Origin of the sequence: Desulfitobacterium hafniense DCB-2 (assembly GCF_000021925.1) — a bacterium.
GTDB classification, from domain to species: Bacteria; Bacillota; Desulfitobacteriia; order Desulfitobacteriales; family Desulfitobacteriaceae; genus Desulfitobacterium; species Desulfitobacterium hafniense.
In genome coordinates this window covers 4984014-5000027 of record NC_011830.1, presented here as the reverse complement: position 1 = coordinate 5000027, position 16014 = coordinate 4984014, and the positions used below count along the sequence as shown (strand labels likewise).

Annotated in this window: 12 protein-coding genes; 5 read left to right on the top strand and 7 right to left on the bottom strand. The window is 48.1% G+C overall.

Annotated features, from left to right (window positions below):
* Window positions 1-34: 34 nt before the first annotated feature.
* Window positions 35-628 (top strand): DUF3793 family protein, encoded by a 594-nt coding sequence (locus DHAF_RS23365; RefSeq protein ID WP_015945394.1) that lies wholly within the window; start codon window positions 35-37, stop codon window positions 626-628.
* Window positions 629-695: 67 nt separating this feature from the next.
* On the opposite strand, the gene DHAF_RS23360 is transcribed toward DHAF_RS23365, so the two are convergent.
* Complete coding sequence (locus DHAF_RS23360; RefSeq protein WP_011462150.1) at window positions 696-1055, bottom strand: cupin domain-containing protein; 360 nt, start codon at window positions 1053-1055, stop codon at window positions 696-698.
* Window positions 1056-1356: 301 nt separating this feature from the next.
* Between DHAF_RS23360 and DHAF_RS23355 the strand changes: the two genes are divergently transcribed.
* The 4 genes from DHAF_RS23355 (at window position 1357) to DHAF_RS23340 (ending at window position 6776) form a co-directional block, all read left to right on the top strand.
* Window positions 1357-2946, top strand: a complete 1590-nt coding sequence (locus DHAF_RS23355; RefSeq protein ID WP_011462149.1) for a prenyltransferase/squalene oxidase repeat-containing protein — start codon at window positions 1357-1359, stop codon at window positions 2944-2946.
* 254 nt (window positions 2947-3200) lie between these two features.
* On the top strand, window positions 3201-4685 hold the full coding sequence (glpK, locus tag DHAF_RS23350; RefSeq protein WP_015945391.1) for a glycerol kinase GlpK: 1485 nt from the start codon (window positions 3201-3203) through the stop codon (window positions 4683-4685).
* A gap of 151 nt (window positions 4686-4836) precedes the next feature.
* Window positions 4837-6213 carry an AAA family ATPase gene (locus DHAF_RS23345; protein ID WP_011462147.1) on the top strand — a complete coding sequence of 459 codons (1377 nt, stop codon included), beginning with the start codon at window positions 4837-4839 and terminating at the stop codon, window positions 6211-6213.
* Window positions 6210-6776 carry a hypothetical protein gene (locus DHAF_RS23340; RefSeq protein WP_015945390.1) on the top strand — a complete coding sequence of 189 codons (567 nt, stop codon included), beginning with the start codon at window positions 6210-6212 and terminating at the stop codon, window positions 6774-6776. Before DHAF_RS23345 ends, DHAF_RS23340 begins: the two co-directional genes overlap by 4 nt.
* Before the next feature lie 254 nt (window positions 6777-7030).
* Here DHAF_RS23340 and DHAF_RS23335 read toward each other — a convergent pair whose 3' ends face one another.
* The 6 genes from DHAF_RS23335 to DHAF_RS23310 form a co-directional block, all read right to left on the bottom strand.
* Window positions 7031-8359 (bottom strand): efflux RND transporter periplasmic adaptor subunit, encoded by a 1329-nt coding sequence (locus DHAF_RS23335; protein ID WP_015945389.1) that lies wholly within the window; start codon window positions 8357-8359, stop codon window positions 7031-7033.
* Window positions 8360-8413: 54 nt separating this feature from the next.
* The gene (locus tag DHAF_RS23330) at window positions 8414-10792 is read right to left on the bottom strand and encodes an ABC transporter permease (RefSeq protein WP_015945388.1); all 2379 of its coding nucleotides are present in this window, start codon (window positions 10790-10792) and stop codon (window positions 8414-8416) included.
* Entirely contained in the window at window positions 10786-11490 is a 705-nt protein-coding gene (locus DHAF_RS23325) for an ABC transporter ATP-binding protein (RefSeq protein WP_015945387.1), read from the bottom strand. Before DHAF_RS23325 ends, DHAF_RS23330 begins: the two co-directional genes overlap by 7 nt.
* Window positions 11487-12140 carry a TetR/AcrR family transcriptional regulator gene (locus DHAF_RS23320; RefSeq protein ID WP_015945386.1) on the bottom strand — a complete coding sequence of 218 codons (654 nt, stop codon included), beginning with the start codon at window positions 12138-12140 and terminating at the stop codon, window positions 11487-11489. The genes DHAF_RS23325 and DHAF_RS23320 overlap by 4 nt, the downstream gene beginning before the upstream one ends.
* 141 nt (window positions 12141-12281) lie before the next feature.
* Window positions 12282-13673 (bottom strand): sigma-54-dependent transcriptional regulator, encoded by a 1392-nt coding sequence (locus tag DHAF_RS23315; RefSeq protein WP_015945385.1) that lies wholly within the window; start codon window positions 13671-13673, stop codon window positions 12282-12284.
* Window positions 13670-15826, bottom strand: coding sequence for an ATP-binding protein (locus DHAF_RS23310; RefSeq protein WP_193345577.1), 2157 nt, complete (start codon window positions 15824-15826; stop codon window positions 13670-13672). The genes DHAF_RS23315 and DHAF_RS23310 overlap by 4 nt, the downstream gene beginning before the upstream one ends.
* Window positions 15827-16014: the final 188 nt, after the last annotated feature.

Here is a 16014-nt window from a genome sequence, read left to right as displayed (position 1 = left end):
TTAACTAAGGAATTCTTCTCAGGAGGTGGCGGAAATGAGCAAGGCATGTGTTCATGATTTTTTCAGAGCTTTAGACCGATTTGAAGATCGAGACTTTCTTTTCTATAAAATCCAATATGATATTGCTCCGACTTTGGCCGAGATTAAGCCATCCTCTTTGATGACCTTTGTTAACCATAAGCGGGAGATGCTCACCCTCTGGGATCGCTATAAAGAGGGAATCTGTCAACAGCTGCGGGTATGTTACTGTGAGCTAAGGCGCAAAGACGATCGGGTGATTGTTTTATTCTATCGGGATGAGACCCTGGCCAACTGTCTGGCGTTCTGGAAGAATAAAAACTTCCTTAAAGGACAGGGGTATGCTGATTTGCCTAAAGTAGAAGACAGTCTCTGTCTGTTAAGGCAGCGGTTTGAGGAGGAATGTCCTCATGAACTGGGGATTTTCCTGGGTTATCCCGTGGAAGATGTGACTGCTTTTATGAAGGGCAACGGGGCACCCTGCCTGGCCTGCAAGTACTGGAAGGTTTATCAGGATGTGGAAAACGCCCTGAAGACCTTTGAAGCTTATGATGAAGAACGGGAAAAAGTGGTTCAGGCTGTCCTCAGCATCCAAAGAAAAAGCGCATAGAGCAAAATGAAGTTTAAGGAGGCAAATGCCTCCTTTTTCTGTTTGTACCGTAGCATTTATTGCTTTGTCATATTCTCTCGAGTTTTTCGATGGTCTTATCGTTTATGACGTTGCCAGTGTTTAAGGTGCGTTTGGGTTCTATTAAAAGCACATGGACTTCTTCCGGGGCAACGGGCATATGCTCAGTTCCTTTTGGAATAATAATGAATTCCCCTTCATACAAGTGGATGTCTTTATCTTTAAACTTTACTGTTAATATACCTTTAACCACGTAGAACATTTCATCTTCATTGTCATGAACATGCCAAGTAAATTCTCCTTTAAATTTAGCAACTTTTACATAGGAATCATTGATTTCTCCGATAATTTTAGGACTCCAGTATTCATTAAAAAGTTGAAGTTTTTCTTCTAAATTGATTTTCTCCATATTGATTTTCTCCATTTTGGTACCTCCCAGTGTTAGTATAGTTGCTTCTTTATTTTCGTTGCCACCCGGCAAGGCAAGCCTGTTGTTTCTGCCTATTTTACAGGATAAGTGTCAGCAATAAACTCTTTACTGCCTTTGTACGAGATAGTTTCATTGTCATATTAAGAGTTTAGAACATTTAGCCTTTATTGCGCAACCCCTGGCTCGGCCTATAGTCTTTAGAGGCCTGAGCAAACTCCCTGCTGCACGGTTTGAAGTGATTATTTCTAACAAAAATTTTGTTTATGCATAGGATAAAGGGATGGATGGAGGTGATCGATTGAATTTTGGCAAGAATTTAAGTGATTCTTTAGATAAAGCTCAAACCTATGTGTCTGAAGGGGTAGAGCAGATTTTAGCGGATAAGCTTGATCAGGACCATGGTGTTTCCCCCAGCCCTGGGGCGACGGCCTTGGCCTCCCTGGCCCTGCTGGCCCTGGGCCGGGAGTTCAAGGGGGCCCAACAGCGGGGGATTCAGTGGTTATGGCAGAATAATCGCGGGGGTTGGGGAAAGGTCCCTGGGGGCCAGCCCGACGAAGAAATCACGAAGATTGCGCGTCTGGCTCTGCAGGGGAGTCAAGGGGGATGGATGGCCAAGCTCCAAGTGCTTTCCCAGGCCAGGCAGTTTTCTCAAATGATTTTGACCTTGGGTCAGCGGGTGGTTCCCGGACTGGAAGGCCCGACTCCTGAAGAAATCATTCTTCCCAACATTCTGGAAGAAAGTGTGCTGGCCAAATTGCCTCTCTATGGCCGGCCGGTAGTGGTGGCGGCTTCCCTGCTCGCTACGGAATCTCAGGAGGGGCTGAACAGGGGAATTCAATATCTTCTCGATACTCAGATGGAGGACGGTTCCTGGTCGGAGGATATTATCGCCACCAGCCTGGCCATTCTGGGGATTATGCGTTTGGGGGGGTACCCGGAGCCATGCCAGCGGGCCGGGCGCTGGCTGATTCAGAAACAGTATGCTACCGGAGCCTGGCCGGCCTTTGATCAACTCAAGAACTGGGCTATGGGGTGGGCGGTCTGCATCGCCGGGGAAACCGGCAATGGGTGGAGGGGTAATTCCTGGTTGGAGCCGGGGGTCGCTTGGTTAAAACAGGCACAGAATGCCGACGGCAGCTATGGCAGCACTCCCCCCTACACTCATCCTGATTTGGACGACACGGCAGTTGCTTTGATCGGCCTCTATCAGGTGGGGGCGGAAAATCCTCTGGGAGTCCAGCTTCTCAAAAGGCTGCAAAACAAGGATGGGAGTTGGGGGACTTTTCCCAGCTTTGAAGGAACCCCACCTCAGATCACTTCCGAGTTTCCTGTGTATATTTCCAGTGTTGATGTCACCATTCATGCCCTGGAGGCTTTATGGCGACGAGGGCGAACCCAAGAGGAGTCCGTCTATCGGGGGCTAGGGTGGTTATCAGCTCAGCAGGATGCTCAAGGGGCTTTTACCTCATCCTGGTACGAAGGTTCAATCTATAGCACAGCCCAGGCTCTGGAACTTTTCAGTAAGTGGAAATTTAACTGGCACCAGCTTTATCTGACCCGGGATATCTTAGAAGCAAGGCAAAAAGCCATCAATTTTATCGTGGAGTCCCAACAAGAGGACGGGGGCTGGGGATCTATAGTTGAGACAGGGTTGGCTTTGTCCGGACTGTTGAGATATGGTAGGGCTGTTCCTCAGCAAGTGCTGGATAAGGGCAGCATCCATCTTATGTACTCGCAGAATCTTAACGGTTCGTTTAAACCCTCCTATAAGGCTATCTACGCTAAAGGTTGGGACTACGAGGAACCCATAACCACAGCGCTCACCGCCATTCGTGCCTTAAGTCGGTATGAGCAGCTGTTTGGGAAATGAATAAAAACAAGAGATAGGCGTTATCCCGCAAGGGATGGTGCCTATCTCGCCGTATGTACGCAAGTAAATCTTTTTTACCAATGAATCGCTCTCAGCTCCTTCTTACTTGTGGTAAACTATAGACAAAACAGATGAAGAAAGTTCTTTCGAAATTGACTGAAGGTACGGCTGTTGTTTTCTGCAAAACGATAGAAATACCTAAAGATGCGAAATTTAAAGTAAAAGCTGATGCTGGACGAATAAGGGGGAAAACCATGAAGAAGTACGTCCTTGCCTTGGATCAGGGGACAACCAGCTGCCGGGCCATCCTTTTTGATAGGGAAAGCCAAATCGTCGGCGTGGCGCAAAAGGAATTTACGCAAATTTACCCCCAGCCCGGCTGGGTAGAGCATGATCCGGAAGAAGTATGGAGCACTCAATACGGGGTCATTGCCGAGCTGCTGGCCCGCTATCAAGTAACCAGCGAAGAGATTGCGGGGATCGGAATTACCAATCAGCGGGAAACCACGGTGGTTTGGGACAAACATACGGGAAAGTCTGTAACCAATGCGATTGTCTGGCAGTGTAGGAGAACGGCTCCCCTCTGTGATGAACTAAAGATGAAAGGATTAGAGCCTTTGTTCAAGGAGAAAACAGGCTTAGTCTTGGATGCCTATTTTTCAGGCACTAAAATCCGCTGGATCTTAGATCGGGTGCCGGGTGCCCAGGAAAAGGCCGAAAAGGGCGAGCTGCTCTTTGGCACCATGGATACCTGGCTGGTGTGGAATCTGACCAAGGGCCGCATTCATGTTACAGACTACTCCAATGCCTCCCGCACTCTCCTCTATAATATTAAGACCTTGGCTTGGGACCCGGATCTGCTTCAGGTGCTCAATATTCCTTTAGCCATGCTCCCAGAGGTAAAGCCCTCCAGCACTATCTACGGAGAGACAGCCGCCGAGGGCCTTTTCGGGCATCCTATTCCTATTGCCGGCATTGCCGGGGATCAGCAAGCAGCCCTCTTCGGGCAGGCCTGCTTTGCACCGGGGATGGCCAAGAATACCTATGGCACCGGCTGCTTTATGCTGCTTAATACAGGAGAAGAACTCTATGAATCCCGGCATGGCCTCATCAGCACCATCGCCTGGGGGCTCGATGAAAAAGTAATCTATGCCCTGGAGGGCAGTGTCTTTATGGCTGGAGCGGTAATGCAATGGCTGCGGGATGAATTAAAGCTTATTGAAACCGCTGGGGATTCGGAATACTTCGCAGGCAAGGTTGCCGACAATGGCGGCGTTTACCTGGTGCCTGCTTTTACGGGGCTGGGGGCACCTTACTGGGATATGGACGCTCGGGGGGCCATTGTGGGCTTGACCCGCGGCAGCAATAAAAATCATATCATTCGTGCCGCTTTGGAGTCCATGGCTTATCAGACCAGGGACATTCTGGAGGCTATGGAGGCGGATTCTCAATTGCCTCTCCAACTTCTCAAAGTGGATGGGGGAGCGGTGGTCAACAACCTCTTGATGCAGTTTCAGGCAGATATTTTGGGTGTGGAAGTGGAACGCCCCCATTGTATTGAAACCACAGCCTTAGGAGCGGCCTATCTGGCTGGGCTGGCGATAGGATTCTGGAGCAGCAAAGAGGAATTAAGAGACAAGGCAAAAATGGAACGCTCTTTTAAACCTCAGATGGCAGAGGAGCGCAAAGAAAAGTATTATCAAGGGTGGCATAAAGCCGTCAGACAGATCATGGAGTAATCAGGGAAAAAGATTTTGAGATGATAGGCGCTAAAAAAACACTTATTTTTGTGCAAAAAGCTATGAATGATTCATTGGTCCAAAAAAATCTAAAGATCAGTACTATTAATCCGAGAAAGTGTTATAATATATAACAAATGGAGGTGTTAATATGATCACTTATTTTGAGCTAAAGAACTTTAGATCTTTTTCGAATATTACGCTCGATCTGAGGAAGGCATATGGTAAACCCAAAAAAGTTGTTTTTATTTATGGTGAAAACGGTTCCGGAAAATCAAACCTAATGTCTTCATTTTTATTCTTATTACAGACACTTAATACTTTTAAGAATCAAGTTGAATTAAAAGATATGCCTGAATACAAGAGTAACCTATTTGAATCCATAAAAGACGACAAAATACGCCATCAACTACTACAGCAAATTTTGCATATGCAATTTATTACACTTTCTAATTTGATTGATGAATATAAAATGCTCGGAAACGAGAAAAACATGTCAACAAAATTTGGTTTTCGTATTGAAGAATCAGATGGCAGTTATTTTATGGAGTTTTCTAAGGATAAAATTATAAAGGAAGAACTTCGCTATCAGATTAATGAACGTGAAGGAACTGTTTTTTCTATTTCAAAAAATCAAATAACTTTAAGTCCTACTGTCTTTCTCGATCTAGACTATAAAAAAGAGCTACAAGACAATATTGAAAAGTATTGGGGAAAACACACATTTATGGCGATATTATGCAATGAGATTGAGACAAAAAACAGTAACTATATTAAAGCCAAAATAAATAAGAATCTTTTAAATGTAATTTGGGAGATGAGAGGACTCTCTGTTTGGTGCAAAGAATGTCATGGGGAAACAGCAAGAATTTCAATTCCCCTTAAATTTATGAGACAACTAGATGAAGGGTCAGTAAAAGATCAGAATAATAAAGAGTTAAAATTATGTGAAACAGCTTTGAATACTTTTTTTACCCAGTTATATTCCGATATTAAAGCGGTTCATTATGTTTTTACTCCCAATGAAAATGATTACTCTTATGAGCTATGCTTCAAGAAGTTAATTGACGGTAAATTAATCGATATTCCTATTTCATTGGAGTCAACGGGGACTCGAAAGCTTCTGGAAATTTTTCCTATGCTTTTTGGCAGCGTTGCTGGGACACCTGTATTTGTTGATGAAATTGATAGTGGGATTCACGATGTATTGATGAAAAATCTTCTTGAACGTTTGCTTGAATCAATTGAAGGACAGCTGATTGCGACAACTCACAATACTTTACTCATGGAAAGTCTTCCCACTGAAAACACATACATTATCCGAGTAAATGCAACTGGCAATAAAAGTATAGACTGTGTAGCAAATTATAGGCAGCGTACACAAAAGACAAATAGTATGCGAAACAAGTATTTGCGAGGTGATTATGATGGAATTCCCTATACAGGATATTTTGATTTCCAAGAGCTTGTCGAAGATGTTCTAGATAACATCCCATCCAGTGATAATGAGGATGGTGATGAAGCATGAGAGAACCTGTTAAAATGGAAATAATGTCTATTGTACACGGGCAATCAGAATACAGAATTTGTAGCAGTATTAAGTCAAATTTAAGGCTGAAGCATGAAATTATTGCTCGAGACAAAGGAAAGACAAGTATTCAAGTAACAAGTGTTATGAATATATTAAATGATCGAAGGTTTGCAACTTTCAAAGGTTTTATACGTCAATTTACTGATGTGAACTATGAAAAGGGGAAATTATTAAATTTTTCCCTTTTCATTATTATGGATGTCGATGACTGCACTCCGGAGCAAAAAAATGAATTTATTACTAAAGAGATGTTCAAAAACCACTGGTTATACGAATACATTGTACCGATTTATAATGATCCAAATCTTGAGGCAGCAATGAAAGAAGCACATATTGAAGTAAAGCGGAAAAAGGACTATATAATTATCTTTCCTACTAACCACGGAGACTTAGACGTAACTATCGCAAAAGAATATTTGGACAAAACAAAAAGATGTAAGTGTTCTAACCTTTATCGGTACATCGAACATTGTATCTTTCTTGCAGAAAAACGTACGTAACGTCGGATTATTGATAAGGTAGAATAAGATGCTAAAATTTAAATAAAGATGCAAAAAACGTACAGACAAGGTTTGATGGGTGTCTGATAGAATAAAGCTGGAGGGCTAATAAATCAAAGAAATGAGAGCTTCTACTTTTTGTGTAGAAGCCCTCGCAAGGCGTATAGACTCTAGGTTTTTGACCATAAATCTTTTGGCCTGCCTTTTTGGGGTTAGATAGCGGGAGCCCAATCTCCCGCTGAAGGAAACCTATTTCAAAGAGCTTTGATCTTTTTGCCTTCCTTAAGTCCGGCCAGATCGGTATCCAAAAGTATCTGAACGCCTGGGTTAAGCCCTTCCAGGATAATGACTTCCTTGTCGTTTTCCATGCCCTTAACCACCGGCCGGATCTGGGCTTTACCCTCATCAACAACCCAGACTGCCTCCCCGTTTTCATAAGGGAAGAGGGCGGTTTTGGGGATCATAAGCTGAGCCTCTGCCCGGTGGGTGATAAATTTAATATCTACCGTGCTGCCAATAATTACCGGTGACTCGCTGTGGAGAAAGACGGTTACTTTAACCCGGTTTTCTTTCAACCCCAGGGGAGAAATGCGCTCCACGGCTGAGGGCTCCACACTTTCGATGTCCCCGCTGAGAATTTGATCCCCGGAATTAGTATCCAGAATGATCTCCACAGGATCTCCGGCCTTAATGGAGGGAGCCTCTTTGGCTAAGATATAGCCTTCCGCCTTGTAGCCTTTAGGAGCAAAGACATTCAAGAGAAGTTGACCGGCGGCGGCAAATTCTCCTTCTTTGAGATGGGAATCTTTAATCAGACCGTCTTCCGGGGCCGTTACCTTGGCTTTGCCAATCCGATCCTCAAGCTGGCTGATTTGTGCTTGCAGTGCATCTTTTTGGCCGGCATAGATCTGTTCTGTTCCGGGCAGGGATTGCTGCTCATAGAGCAAGGCCAGGGCAGCTTTTTGTTGCTCTAAAACGTTCCGGGCTTTTTCGGCCTGAAGCCGGGCTTCTTCATATTGGGTCAGGGGAATTGCCCCCGCGTCAAAGAGAGCCTTCATCCGGCTGTGGCTTTGCTCAAGAGCCAGGGCATCCCGTTCAGCTTGTTCAATAAGCAGGGTTTGCTGCTGTACCAAGGCTTTTATGGGATCGCCGGTTGTTTGGAGATGCTGGCCTTCCACGCTTCGCAGCTGGGCTTTTAAAGCAGTCAACTGATAAACCAAATCGGTGGTATCCAGTTCCAGTAAGGTCCGCCCTTTGCTCACGGAATCGCCGTTCCGGACATGAACAGCCATGATTTTACCATCCACAGAAGTGTACAGAGGCCATTCCCGGGCCGCCAAAACCTGCCCCTCCTCCGTAAATCCCCGGACAAATTCCTTGGGCTCCACAGTGAGCACGGTTCCTGCAAGGGGCTTAAGGCTCGAAGCCAGCACGGAGGCGAGAACAAGGACGGCAATGATTCCGTAGATGATGACCCTGCGCTTGCGGGTATTTTTCTGGTTGTTTTTTTTGATTCCTGGCATCCGGCCCTTCCTGAAGAAGGAGAAAGGAAAGCCCTTGGCTGAAGAGGGTTCAACAGACATAGGAAGACCTCCTTAATTAGAGTTAAGTTGAGTTGAGTCGCCCACGGGGAGGAGTTACTCTTTCGTAGCTAAAATCTCCACAAAAGGCATGGCGATAATCTTCCGGTAAGCCCGTGTTTGGGCAAACCATACGGACAATGCCGTTCCCAGCGCTGCACCGCCCAGAGCCGAGAGAGGAACTTCTGTGGGGAGGGTGTACAGATCGGAGTTCAAGGATTGCCCCATCGCCTGGGAGAGAGCGAAAGAAAGGGGGATCCCCAGGAGAACGCCGAGGAGAGTTAACAGCCACTGCTCCGAGGTGATCACTTTGAGAACTTCCTTGGGTGTCATACCGAGAACCCGCAAGGAGGCCAGTTCCCGCTGCCTTTCCGAAAGAGAGATAATACTGGAATTATAAATCAGGGCAAAGCCGGCAATGCCGGCCAGGATGGCCAGAAAGTAGATAGTAAAGCCATAGGAGCCCATCATTTCCTCAATTTTGGCTAAGCTTTCCTTGGCGGATTCGATGGAACCCACTTGACCGGCATCCCGGTACTTGCTCTTCAAGGCGGAGACATCTTCTTCATTCATCCCGATGAGCATGGACGTGGCAATCTCCCCTTGCTGCAAAAAATTCTGCAGGGCACCGATGTCCATAAAGGCATTAAGCCCGATATATTGGGGAATGACTCCTCTGACAATCAGGGTTTGCTCTTGTTCGGCAACCAACTCACGGCTGAGGGGGCTTTTCACTTGAATGGAGTCTCCTGCCTGCACCTGAAGGAGCTGAGCCAAGCGTTGGGAGAGCAGGATCCCATCAGAGGGCAGGGGTACTTTATGGCCTTGTTGATCAAGCACATGATAAAGGGTGGAATCCGGGGAGAGGCCTAAGACAGCCACCTCTTTTTTATGCCATTGATGCTTCAGGGTAGCCGGGATTTCTAAAAGGGGCTCCAGCTCGGTGAGGCCCGGCTCATGAGCCAGTGAATACTGAAGGGAGCGGGCAGAGGCGGGACTGTTTAAAGCAATCTTCACATCATAGGTTTGCACCTGTTGGAATTGAAAGGTCGTGAGTTTATCGATCATATTTTCCATGGACCAGGAAACAGTCATTAAGCTGAAGACCACCGCCATGCCCACCACAGTGAAAGCGCTGCGCACCGGGGCACGAAAAACATTGCGGATCCCCATCTGGGTTTGGGAAGCGAAGGAGCGCCATAGCCGGGGCAGCTTCTCCAGAGGTGTTTTCCTGGCTGAGCCTGGAGCCGCGGGACGCATGGCCTCGGCCGGATCCAGGCGGAGGATGTCCAGGCTGCCTTTAATGCCGCTGAGCAAGCTGAAAATCAGGGCAAGGGCGATCCCAAAAAAGAGGTATTTCCAGGAAAAGGTGCTTGCCAAACCAGGCAGAGCAAAAAATTCTTCATAGAGGGCCGTTAAGGGAAAAGAAAGGGCAATCCCGGACAGCCCTCCCAACAATCCTCCCATCCCGCCAATCAGCAGGGGATAAGATAAATAATGAAGGACGATTTCCTGATTGGTAAAACCGAAAGCCTTTAAAGTGCCGATGCTCCCCCGTTGCTGTTCAATGAGGCGGCGCAGCATGGTATAGAGAATAATGCTGGAAACTCCCAGAAAGACCACGGGCAAAGCCTGGGCCATACTGCGCAGGCTGTTCAGCTCCCCTTCGAGGATGGCGTGGCTGGTTTGATCCTTGCGGGGGAAGATGCTTTGGAGACCGTAGGGCTTAAGTTCCTCTTCCAGGAGCGCTTTAACATCCTCAAACTTGGTGTCCGGCTCCAGGGAGAAGACGATGTCATTGACCTGGCCGGACTCCTTGACTAAGGTCTTGAGGGAAGTGTAGGGAAGATAAGCCATGCCAAAGGTCTGGGGATCAGGATAAAGATCCTGAGCGGAGCGCATAGCATAGATGAATTCAGGGCTTTGGGCAGTGCCCACCACAGTGAAGGTGGAACGCTTCCCTTCCAGAATCAGGGTGAGCTGATCCCCCAGTGCCAGTTCATTGGCGGCAAAGAATTTGGGATCCACCAGAATCTCCAACGAGCTGTCCACTGGAAAACGGCCGCTGAAGAGGAGAATCTGATTCAGCTCCGGCGGCGTTTCAAATCCCATGGAAATCAGGCGCAGGGAACGGTTGCTGTCGGATTGCTCTTCAAAAAGCCGGGCATCCTTGACGATGCGTCCCTCCGCATCAGCCAGCCCCTCCAGCTGAGCCAGCTTTTTCACCTGACTTTCCGGATAGCCGGTGACTTTAATGAAACCATCGGCAAAGTGGGTATCGGCATAAAACTTGCTTTGGGCCCGTTCTAAATTTTCCAGAATGATGGACATGGAGGTATAAGAAAGAAGCCCGATGATGATCACCACAATGCAGGCCAGGTAGACCCCTTTGTTGGCTTGAATTTCCCGGAACAGTTTCTTTCTCAGCACTACCATAAAAGTTCCTCCGGCTGGAGAGGATGCTCATTGGTCTGGATTTTTTCCAGCATCCCATCCTTGATAAAAAACACACGATTGGCCATCTTGGCGATCTCCCCGTTATGGGTGATGAGGATGATCGTCTTTTGGTAATCCCGGCTGAGCCTTTGTAACGTTTTTAAGACCTGGATACCCGTTTGAATATCCAATGCACCGGTAGGCTCATCACAAAGAAGTAAGGCAGGATTCTTGACAATAGCCCGGGCAATGGCCACCCGCTGCTGCTGTCCGCCGGAGAGCTGGGAAGGAAAATGCTCCGCCCATGGCTCCAGGCCTACATCCTGAAGGACTTCGTTTACGGACAGGGGGGCGTCAGCGATTTCAGCAGCCAGCCAAATATTCTCGGCAGCGGTGAGGTTGGGCATCAGATTGTAATGCTGAAAGACAAAGCCAACGGCCTGACGCCGGTAAAACGTCAGTTCCGCATCGCCGGCTTCATGTAAAGGCTGGCCTTGGTAATGCAATTCCCCCGTGGTGGGAGGAGTCATACCGCCGATAATGTTGAGGAGGGTGGTTTTCCCGGAGCCGCTTTGCCCGAGGATCACGATAAACTCACCGGCAAAGATTTGAAAATCCAGCCCTTTAAGAACCTCCAATTCAACTTCACCTGTTTGGTACACTTTGCGGATACCTTTTCCTTCAAGTAAAAGCGTCATGGCAACGCCTCCTTATTTTTCAAACCATGGGCCAGGAGCTGGAGAAGATTATTGATGCTCTTCAGATAAGCGTCATCTTCAAAGACAAGGCCTGGGTTGCTTTGATCCAAGGCCAGATAGGTCTCCACCAAAGCGGCATGCATCCCCTTCATAAAATAAAGAGCAGTTGTGTAATCCACAGAGGGGTCCAGCTGTCCTAAATCAAAGCCCCGCCGCAGCATGTCGCTGTAAAAACCGGCGGACTGAAGGGCTTGTTCAGCCATCACTTCCTGACGCAGCGGGGCATTGCTCTCTTTAATAAACCGGTCACCGAGAGCCAAAAGATCGGGATGCTCCCGGGCAAATTCCAGCCCTACCACAAAAACCCGCTGTAAGGTAGAGAAAAATTCAAAGCCTTCCCCATGGAGAGCAGGGACTTTGGCGTCAAAATACTGGAGTTTTTTCTCCACAGAAAGGTCGAAAATGTACTTATATAAATCCTTGAGGTTTTCGAAATACTGATAGAAGCTTCCCCGGGGGATCCCCGCTTGTTCAATGATGCGGGCAATGCTGGCCTGATCAAAAGCATAGGCGGCAAACTCCCGGGTAGCGGCCTCAATGATGCGGGTTCTTTTGGCTTCAGGCAGATTAAAAAAGGTTTGGGTAGGCAAGGAAACCTCTCTCCTTTCGATGATACTATTTCCTATGAGGAACTTAATGAAAAAATGACACAGGTGTCATATTAAGTGTATGACACCTGTGTCATCTCGTCAAGAACAAGTAATTTTTTTATTCATGTAGGCCGGAGAGATTCACTCGCTTACACCGTAAGTCTGAAGCTTGCGGTAGAGATTGCGCACGCTTATGCCCAGGATATGGGCTGTTTGAGTTTTATTGCCCTTGGCTTTCTTCAGAGTAGACAGGATATAGGCCTTTTCCACATCGTCTAAGGAAGGGTAGGGATGCTCCTGAAATATCTGCAGGAATTCTTCTTCTGAAGCGAAAGCAGATGAGGACTTGAGGGTCGGAGCGGACTTTTCCGGCCAAATGTCCCCGGGGGTGATGATGCCGTCGGCAGAGAGGATTTGTCCCCGTTCAATAAGATGGAAGAGTTCACGGGTATTGCCAGGAAAATCATAATTCAATAACTGCTCCTGGGTCTCCGGGGCTAAGCTATACCGCTCATGGGGCAACTCTTTGCGCTGGGTTTTCAGGAAGTGATGGACAAGGGGGAGGATATCCCCACGCCGTTCCCGCAGGGGAGGAACCAGAAGGGTCAGGCCGTTTAAGCGATAGAAGAGATCCTCACGAAACCGGCCCTGAGCTATTTCCTGTCCCAGGTCACGGTTTGTTGCCGCCACAATCCGCACATCAACTTGCCGCAGCCGGGTATCCCCCACCCGCCGGAATTCGCCGCTTTCCAAAAACCGCAGCAGCTTGACTTGAATAGCTAAAGGCATTTCCCCAATCTCATCGAGAAAGAGAGTGCCGTTGTCGGCCATTTCCACCAAGCCGATTTTTTGAGTTCCGGCACCGGTAAAGGCACCTTTCTCGTGCCCGAAAAGTTCGCTTTCGATCAGCGTCTCCGGGATGGCTCCGGCATTGACGGGGATGCAGGGGCGATTGACCCGGGAGCTCCAGAAATGGATGGCCTGGGCAATCAACTCCTTGCCGACACCGCTTTCCCCTTGGATGAGGACGGAAGTGTCGGTCTGGGCAACTTTACGGGTCATGTTGAGGAGTGACGTCATGGCTTCACTTTCGGCAACAATTTTTAATTCGGAAGCATGGCGGCTGACAACCTGACGAAGACCGGTGTTTTCCAGCAGCAGCCTGCGTTTTTCCAGAGCTTTTTGCAGAGTGATTTCCAGCTCTGATAAATTGCAGGGCTTGGTCAGATAATCATAGGCGCCCAGTTTCATCGCTTCGATGGCGGATTCAATGGTCCCGTTCCCGGTCAGCATAATGACCTGCAGATCGGTTTGCATCTGCTTGATTTTGGGCAGCAGGAGCAGCCCGTCACCGTCCGGCAGCTTGATATCCAACAAGACGGCATCGACCAGGGTATCGTTAAGGAAAGCCAACCCTTCACCGGCGGTGCCGGCCTCCAGGACCTCATAGCCCTTACGCTTTAAACGCTGGGCGATAATGGCCCGCAGAGCCTCTTCATCATCAAGGATTAAAATTTTTTGACTGTGTTTCATGAGTTTTCTTCTCCTGCTTTATGGAGAGGCAGGCTGATGGTTACCTTAGTGCCCTGCCCTTCCGTACTTTCTAAGATCATATCACCCTGCATCTTGACAATAATGCCATAACTCACGTATAGACCTAAACCCGTGCCCTGGCCCGGGGATTTGGTAGTGAAAAACGGGTTAAAGACCTGTTTGAGATGGTTTTGGGGAATACCCTCCCCATGATCCTGGATGACAAACTGTATTTTATTATCCTCCCGGTAGCCCCGGACCTCGATGACCTTTCCCGGGGCAGAAGCATCCAGGGCATTGGTAATCAGGTTGAGCACCACTTGCTGCCACTCATTTTCATTGCCCAGGGCGAAGAGATTGTCCTCCGCCTGAAAGTGAACGCGGAGATGCTTTTGCTTGGCTTTATGCTCCAAAAGCCCCAGGGTCTGAGCGCTGGCGATCCCAATATCAATGAGGTCGCTGCCTGAATCCCGTTTGCGGGCAAACCCCAGCAAACGATCGGTGATCTGCTTGCAGCGGGCAATTTGCCCCAAAACCGTTTTAAAACCCGTCTTAAGCTCTGCCTGGCTGGGGCCGGGCTCCTCTTCATTTAAACGGTCAAGCAAATCTTCACTATGGGCGGCCACGATAGCTAAAGGATTATTGATTTCATGAGCCACTCCTGAAGCCAAAAGCCCAATGGCAGCCATCTTATCCGTCTCAATCATGCGGGCTTCCATTTCCACTTCCTGCGTCACGTCATCGAGAAGCAGAAGATAAGCCGCCTGCTCCGGGTTATCCGGAGATAATTCATAATACATCTGGCGAAAATGCCGGCGTTCCCCCTGGAGAAAAACGGAGATAGTCCGGCCATTTTCCAGGAAGACGCCCTCCGTTTCCTCTCCGCCAATGACCTGCTCACAGGGGAGATTGGCGGACGGCTGACCAAACCACTGGGCAAACTTCGTATTCCACCAGAGTATGCGTGCTTCCGCATCCAACAGGACCATTCCCGCCCCGACTCCGTCGACGACGGTGGTCAGGAGCTCCTTCTCGTTCTTTAAGTTTTCATTTTTTTGATCTAAGGAGTTGAGCAGCTGGTTAAAGGATTTGACCAGCCGGCCGATTTCATCCCAACTCTCAATGGGGATATGGGATTCCAAGTCCCCGGTCAGAATGATTTTCCTGACCTGAGACTCAAGATTTTCAATGGGTTGAACGACTTTCAAGCCAAAGGAAATACTGATAATCATCACCAGAGCCATGATCAGGATGGCAATGATAATAAGGTGAAAGGCAAATTCAAAGATAGGTTTATTCGCTTCATGTGCAGGCTGTTCGATAAATACTCCCCAGTTGGGGGTATCCAGAGAAGCAAAGGCCCCAATCACCTTCACTCCGGCATAATTCTTATACTGGCTTCCGGCGGAAAAAGCCTCGCCGGCCATGAAATCCTGGATGGCAGGATTTTGGCGCAGGTCTTCCTGATGCCCATGAAGAGCGGAGTCCGTTTGTCCGATCAAGGTTCCGGAGCGGTCAACCAGGAAAATATATTTTCCTTCACCTAATTGAAAATCAAAATAGCGGTCGATCAGGGCTGTCAGCTCGATGGTCCCTTGCAGATACCCCAGGAGTTTGCCCTCTGCGGGGTCCTGAATAGCCGCAGTAAGCTGGATTTCCGGTTGGCCCTCCCGGGAAAAATACAGATCACTCAGAGATGAGGGCGCTTCAGAAGAGAGGCCAGGGCCAGGAGCGATGGCCGGTGCATCCGAATGGGTACCTGCCCGGCGGTTTAGCTGAGCGATGCTTCTGAAGTTGGCATCATAAACCTTAAGCTCTTTAAGGGCCGGTTCCTTTTGCATCAGAGTTTCCAAAACCAACTGGCGTGATGTATCGTCACTTCCTGTCAAGGCCTGAGCCGTAGCGGTTTTGGTAAAGGTCAGGCTGGTTTCGATAGTGGCTAGGGCATCCTGAAGTTCCCGGGCCAGTACGGAGACCTGGTTATAGTTCTGCTTGTAAATATCCGTCTGCAGATTTTGCCGCGCGGAGGTAAAGCCCAAATAACCCAGAAAAAACAGCGGGAGAATGGACATGGCGATCCCAAACAAGAGAAAATGTACTTTTATGCGCATCCACCAGGGAATTGAGTTTTCTTTCAAGGGTTTGGCCTCCATCTCAATGCTTCATCATCGCCGCAATAAGACCTTCAGGAATGTTCAAAACGTCATGTCCCAAGCTTCTTTAAGTATATAATATACCCCTTTAATGTTCACGTCGAATTTTTTCAGACCTGTTATTATCAGCCCCTTCATTAGAAAAAGCCCTCCAGGTTGTGGAAGGCTTTTTCCGGATGGACAGCACC

What these genes read in the sequence shown, in the direction of transcription:
- DHAF_RS23330 (WP_015945388.1), bottom strand. Translation starts at nt 10,792, where the DNA reads ATGGTAGTGCTGAGAAAGAAACTGTTCCGGGAAATTCAAGCCAACAAA.
- DHAF_RS23335 (WP_015945389.1), bottom strand. Translation starts at nt 8,359, where the DNA reads ATGTCTGTTGAACCCTCTTCAGCCAAGGGCTTTCCTTTCTCCTTCTTC.
- DHAF_RS23365 (WP_015945394.1), top strand. Translation starts at nt 35, where the DNA reads ATGAGCAAGGCATGTGTTCATGATTTTTTCAGAGCTTTAGACCGATTT.
- DHAF_RS23355 (WP_011462149.1), top strand. Translation starts at nt 1,357, where the DNA reads ATGGATGGAGGTGATCGATTGAATTTTGGCAAGAATTTAAGTGATTCT.
- DHAF_RS23360 (WP_011462150.1), bottom strand. Translation starts at nt 1,055, where the DNA reads ATGGAGAAAATCAATTTAGAAGAAAAACTTCAACTTTTTAATGAATAC.
- DHAF_RS23345 (WP_011462147.1), top strand. Translation starts at nt 4,837, where the DNA reads ATGATCACTTATTTTGAGCTAAAGAACTTTAGATCTTTTTCGAATATT.
- DHAF_RS23315 (WP_015945385.1), bottom strand. Translation starts at nt 13,673, where the DNA reads ATGAAACACAGTCAAAAAATTTTAATCCTTGATGATGAAGAGGCTCTG.
- DHAF_RS23325 (WP_015945387.1), bottom strand. Translation starts at nt 11,490, where the DNA reads ATGACGCTTTTACTTGAAGGAAAAGGTATCCGCAAAGTGTACCAAACA.
- DHAF_RS23310 (WP_193345577.1), bottom strand. Translation starts at nt 15,826, where the DNA reads ATGGAGGCCAAACCCTTGAAAGAAAACTCAATTCCCTGGTGGATGCGC.
- DHAF_RS23340 (WP_015945390.1), top strand. Translation starts at nt 6,210, where the DNA reads ATGAGAGAACCTGTTAAAATGGAAATAATGTCTATTGTACACGGGCAA.
- glpK (WP_015945391.1), top strand. Translation starts at nt 3,201, where the DNA reads ATGAAGAAGTACGTCCTTGCCTTGGATCAGGGGACAACCAGCTGCCGG.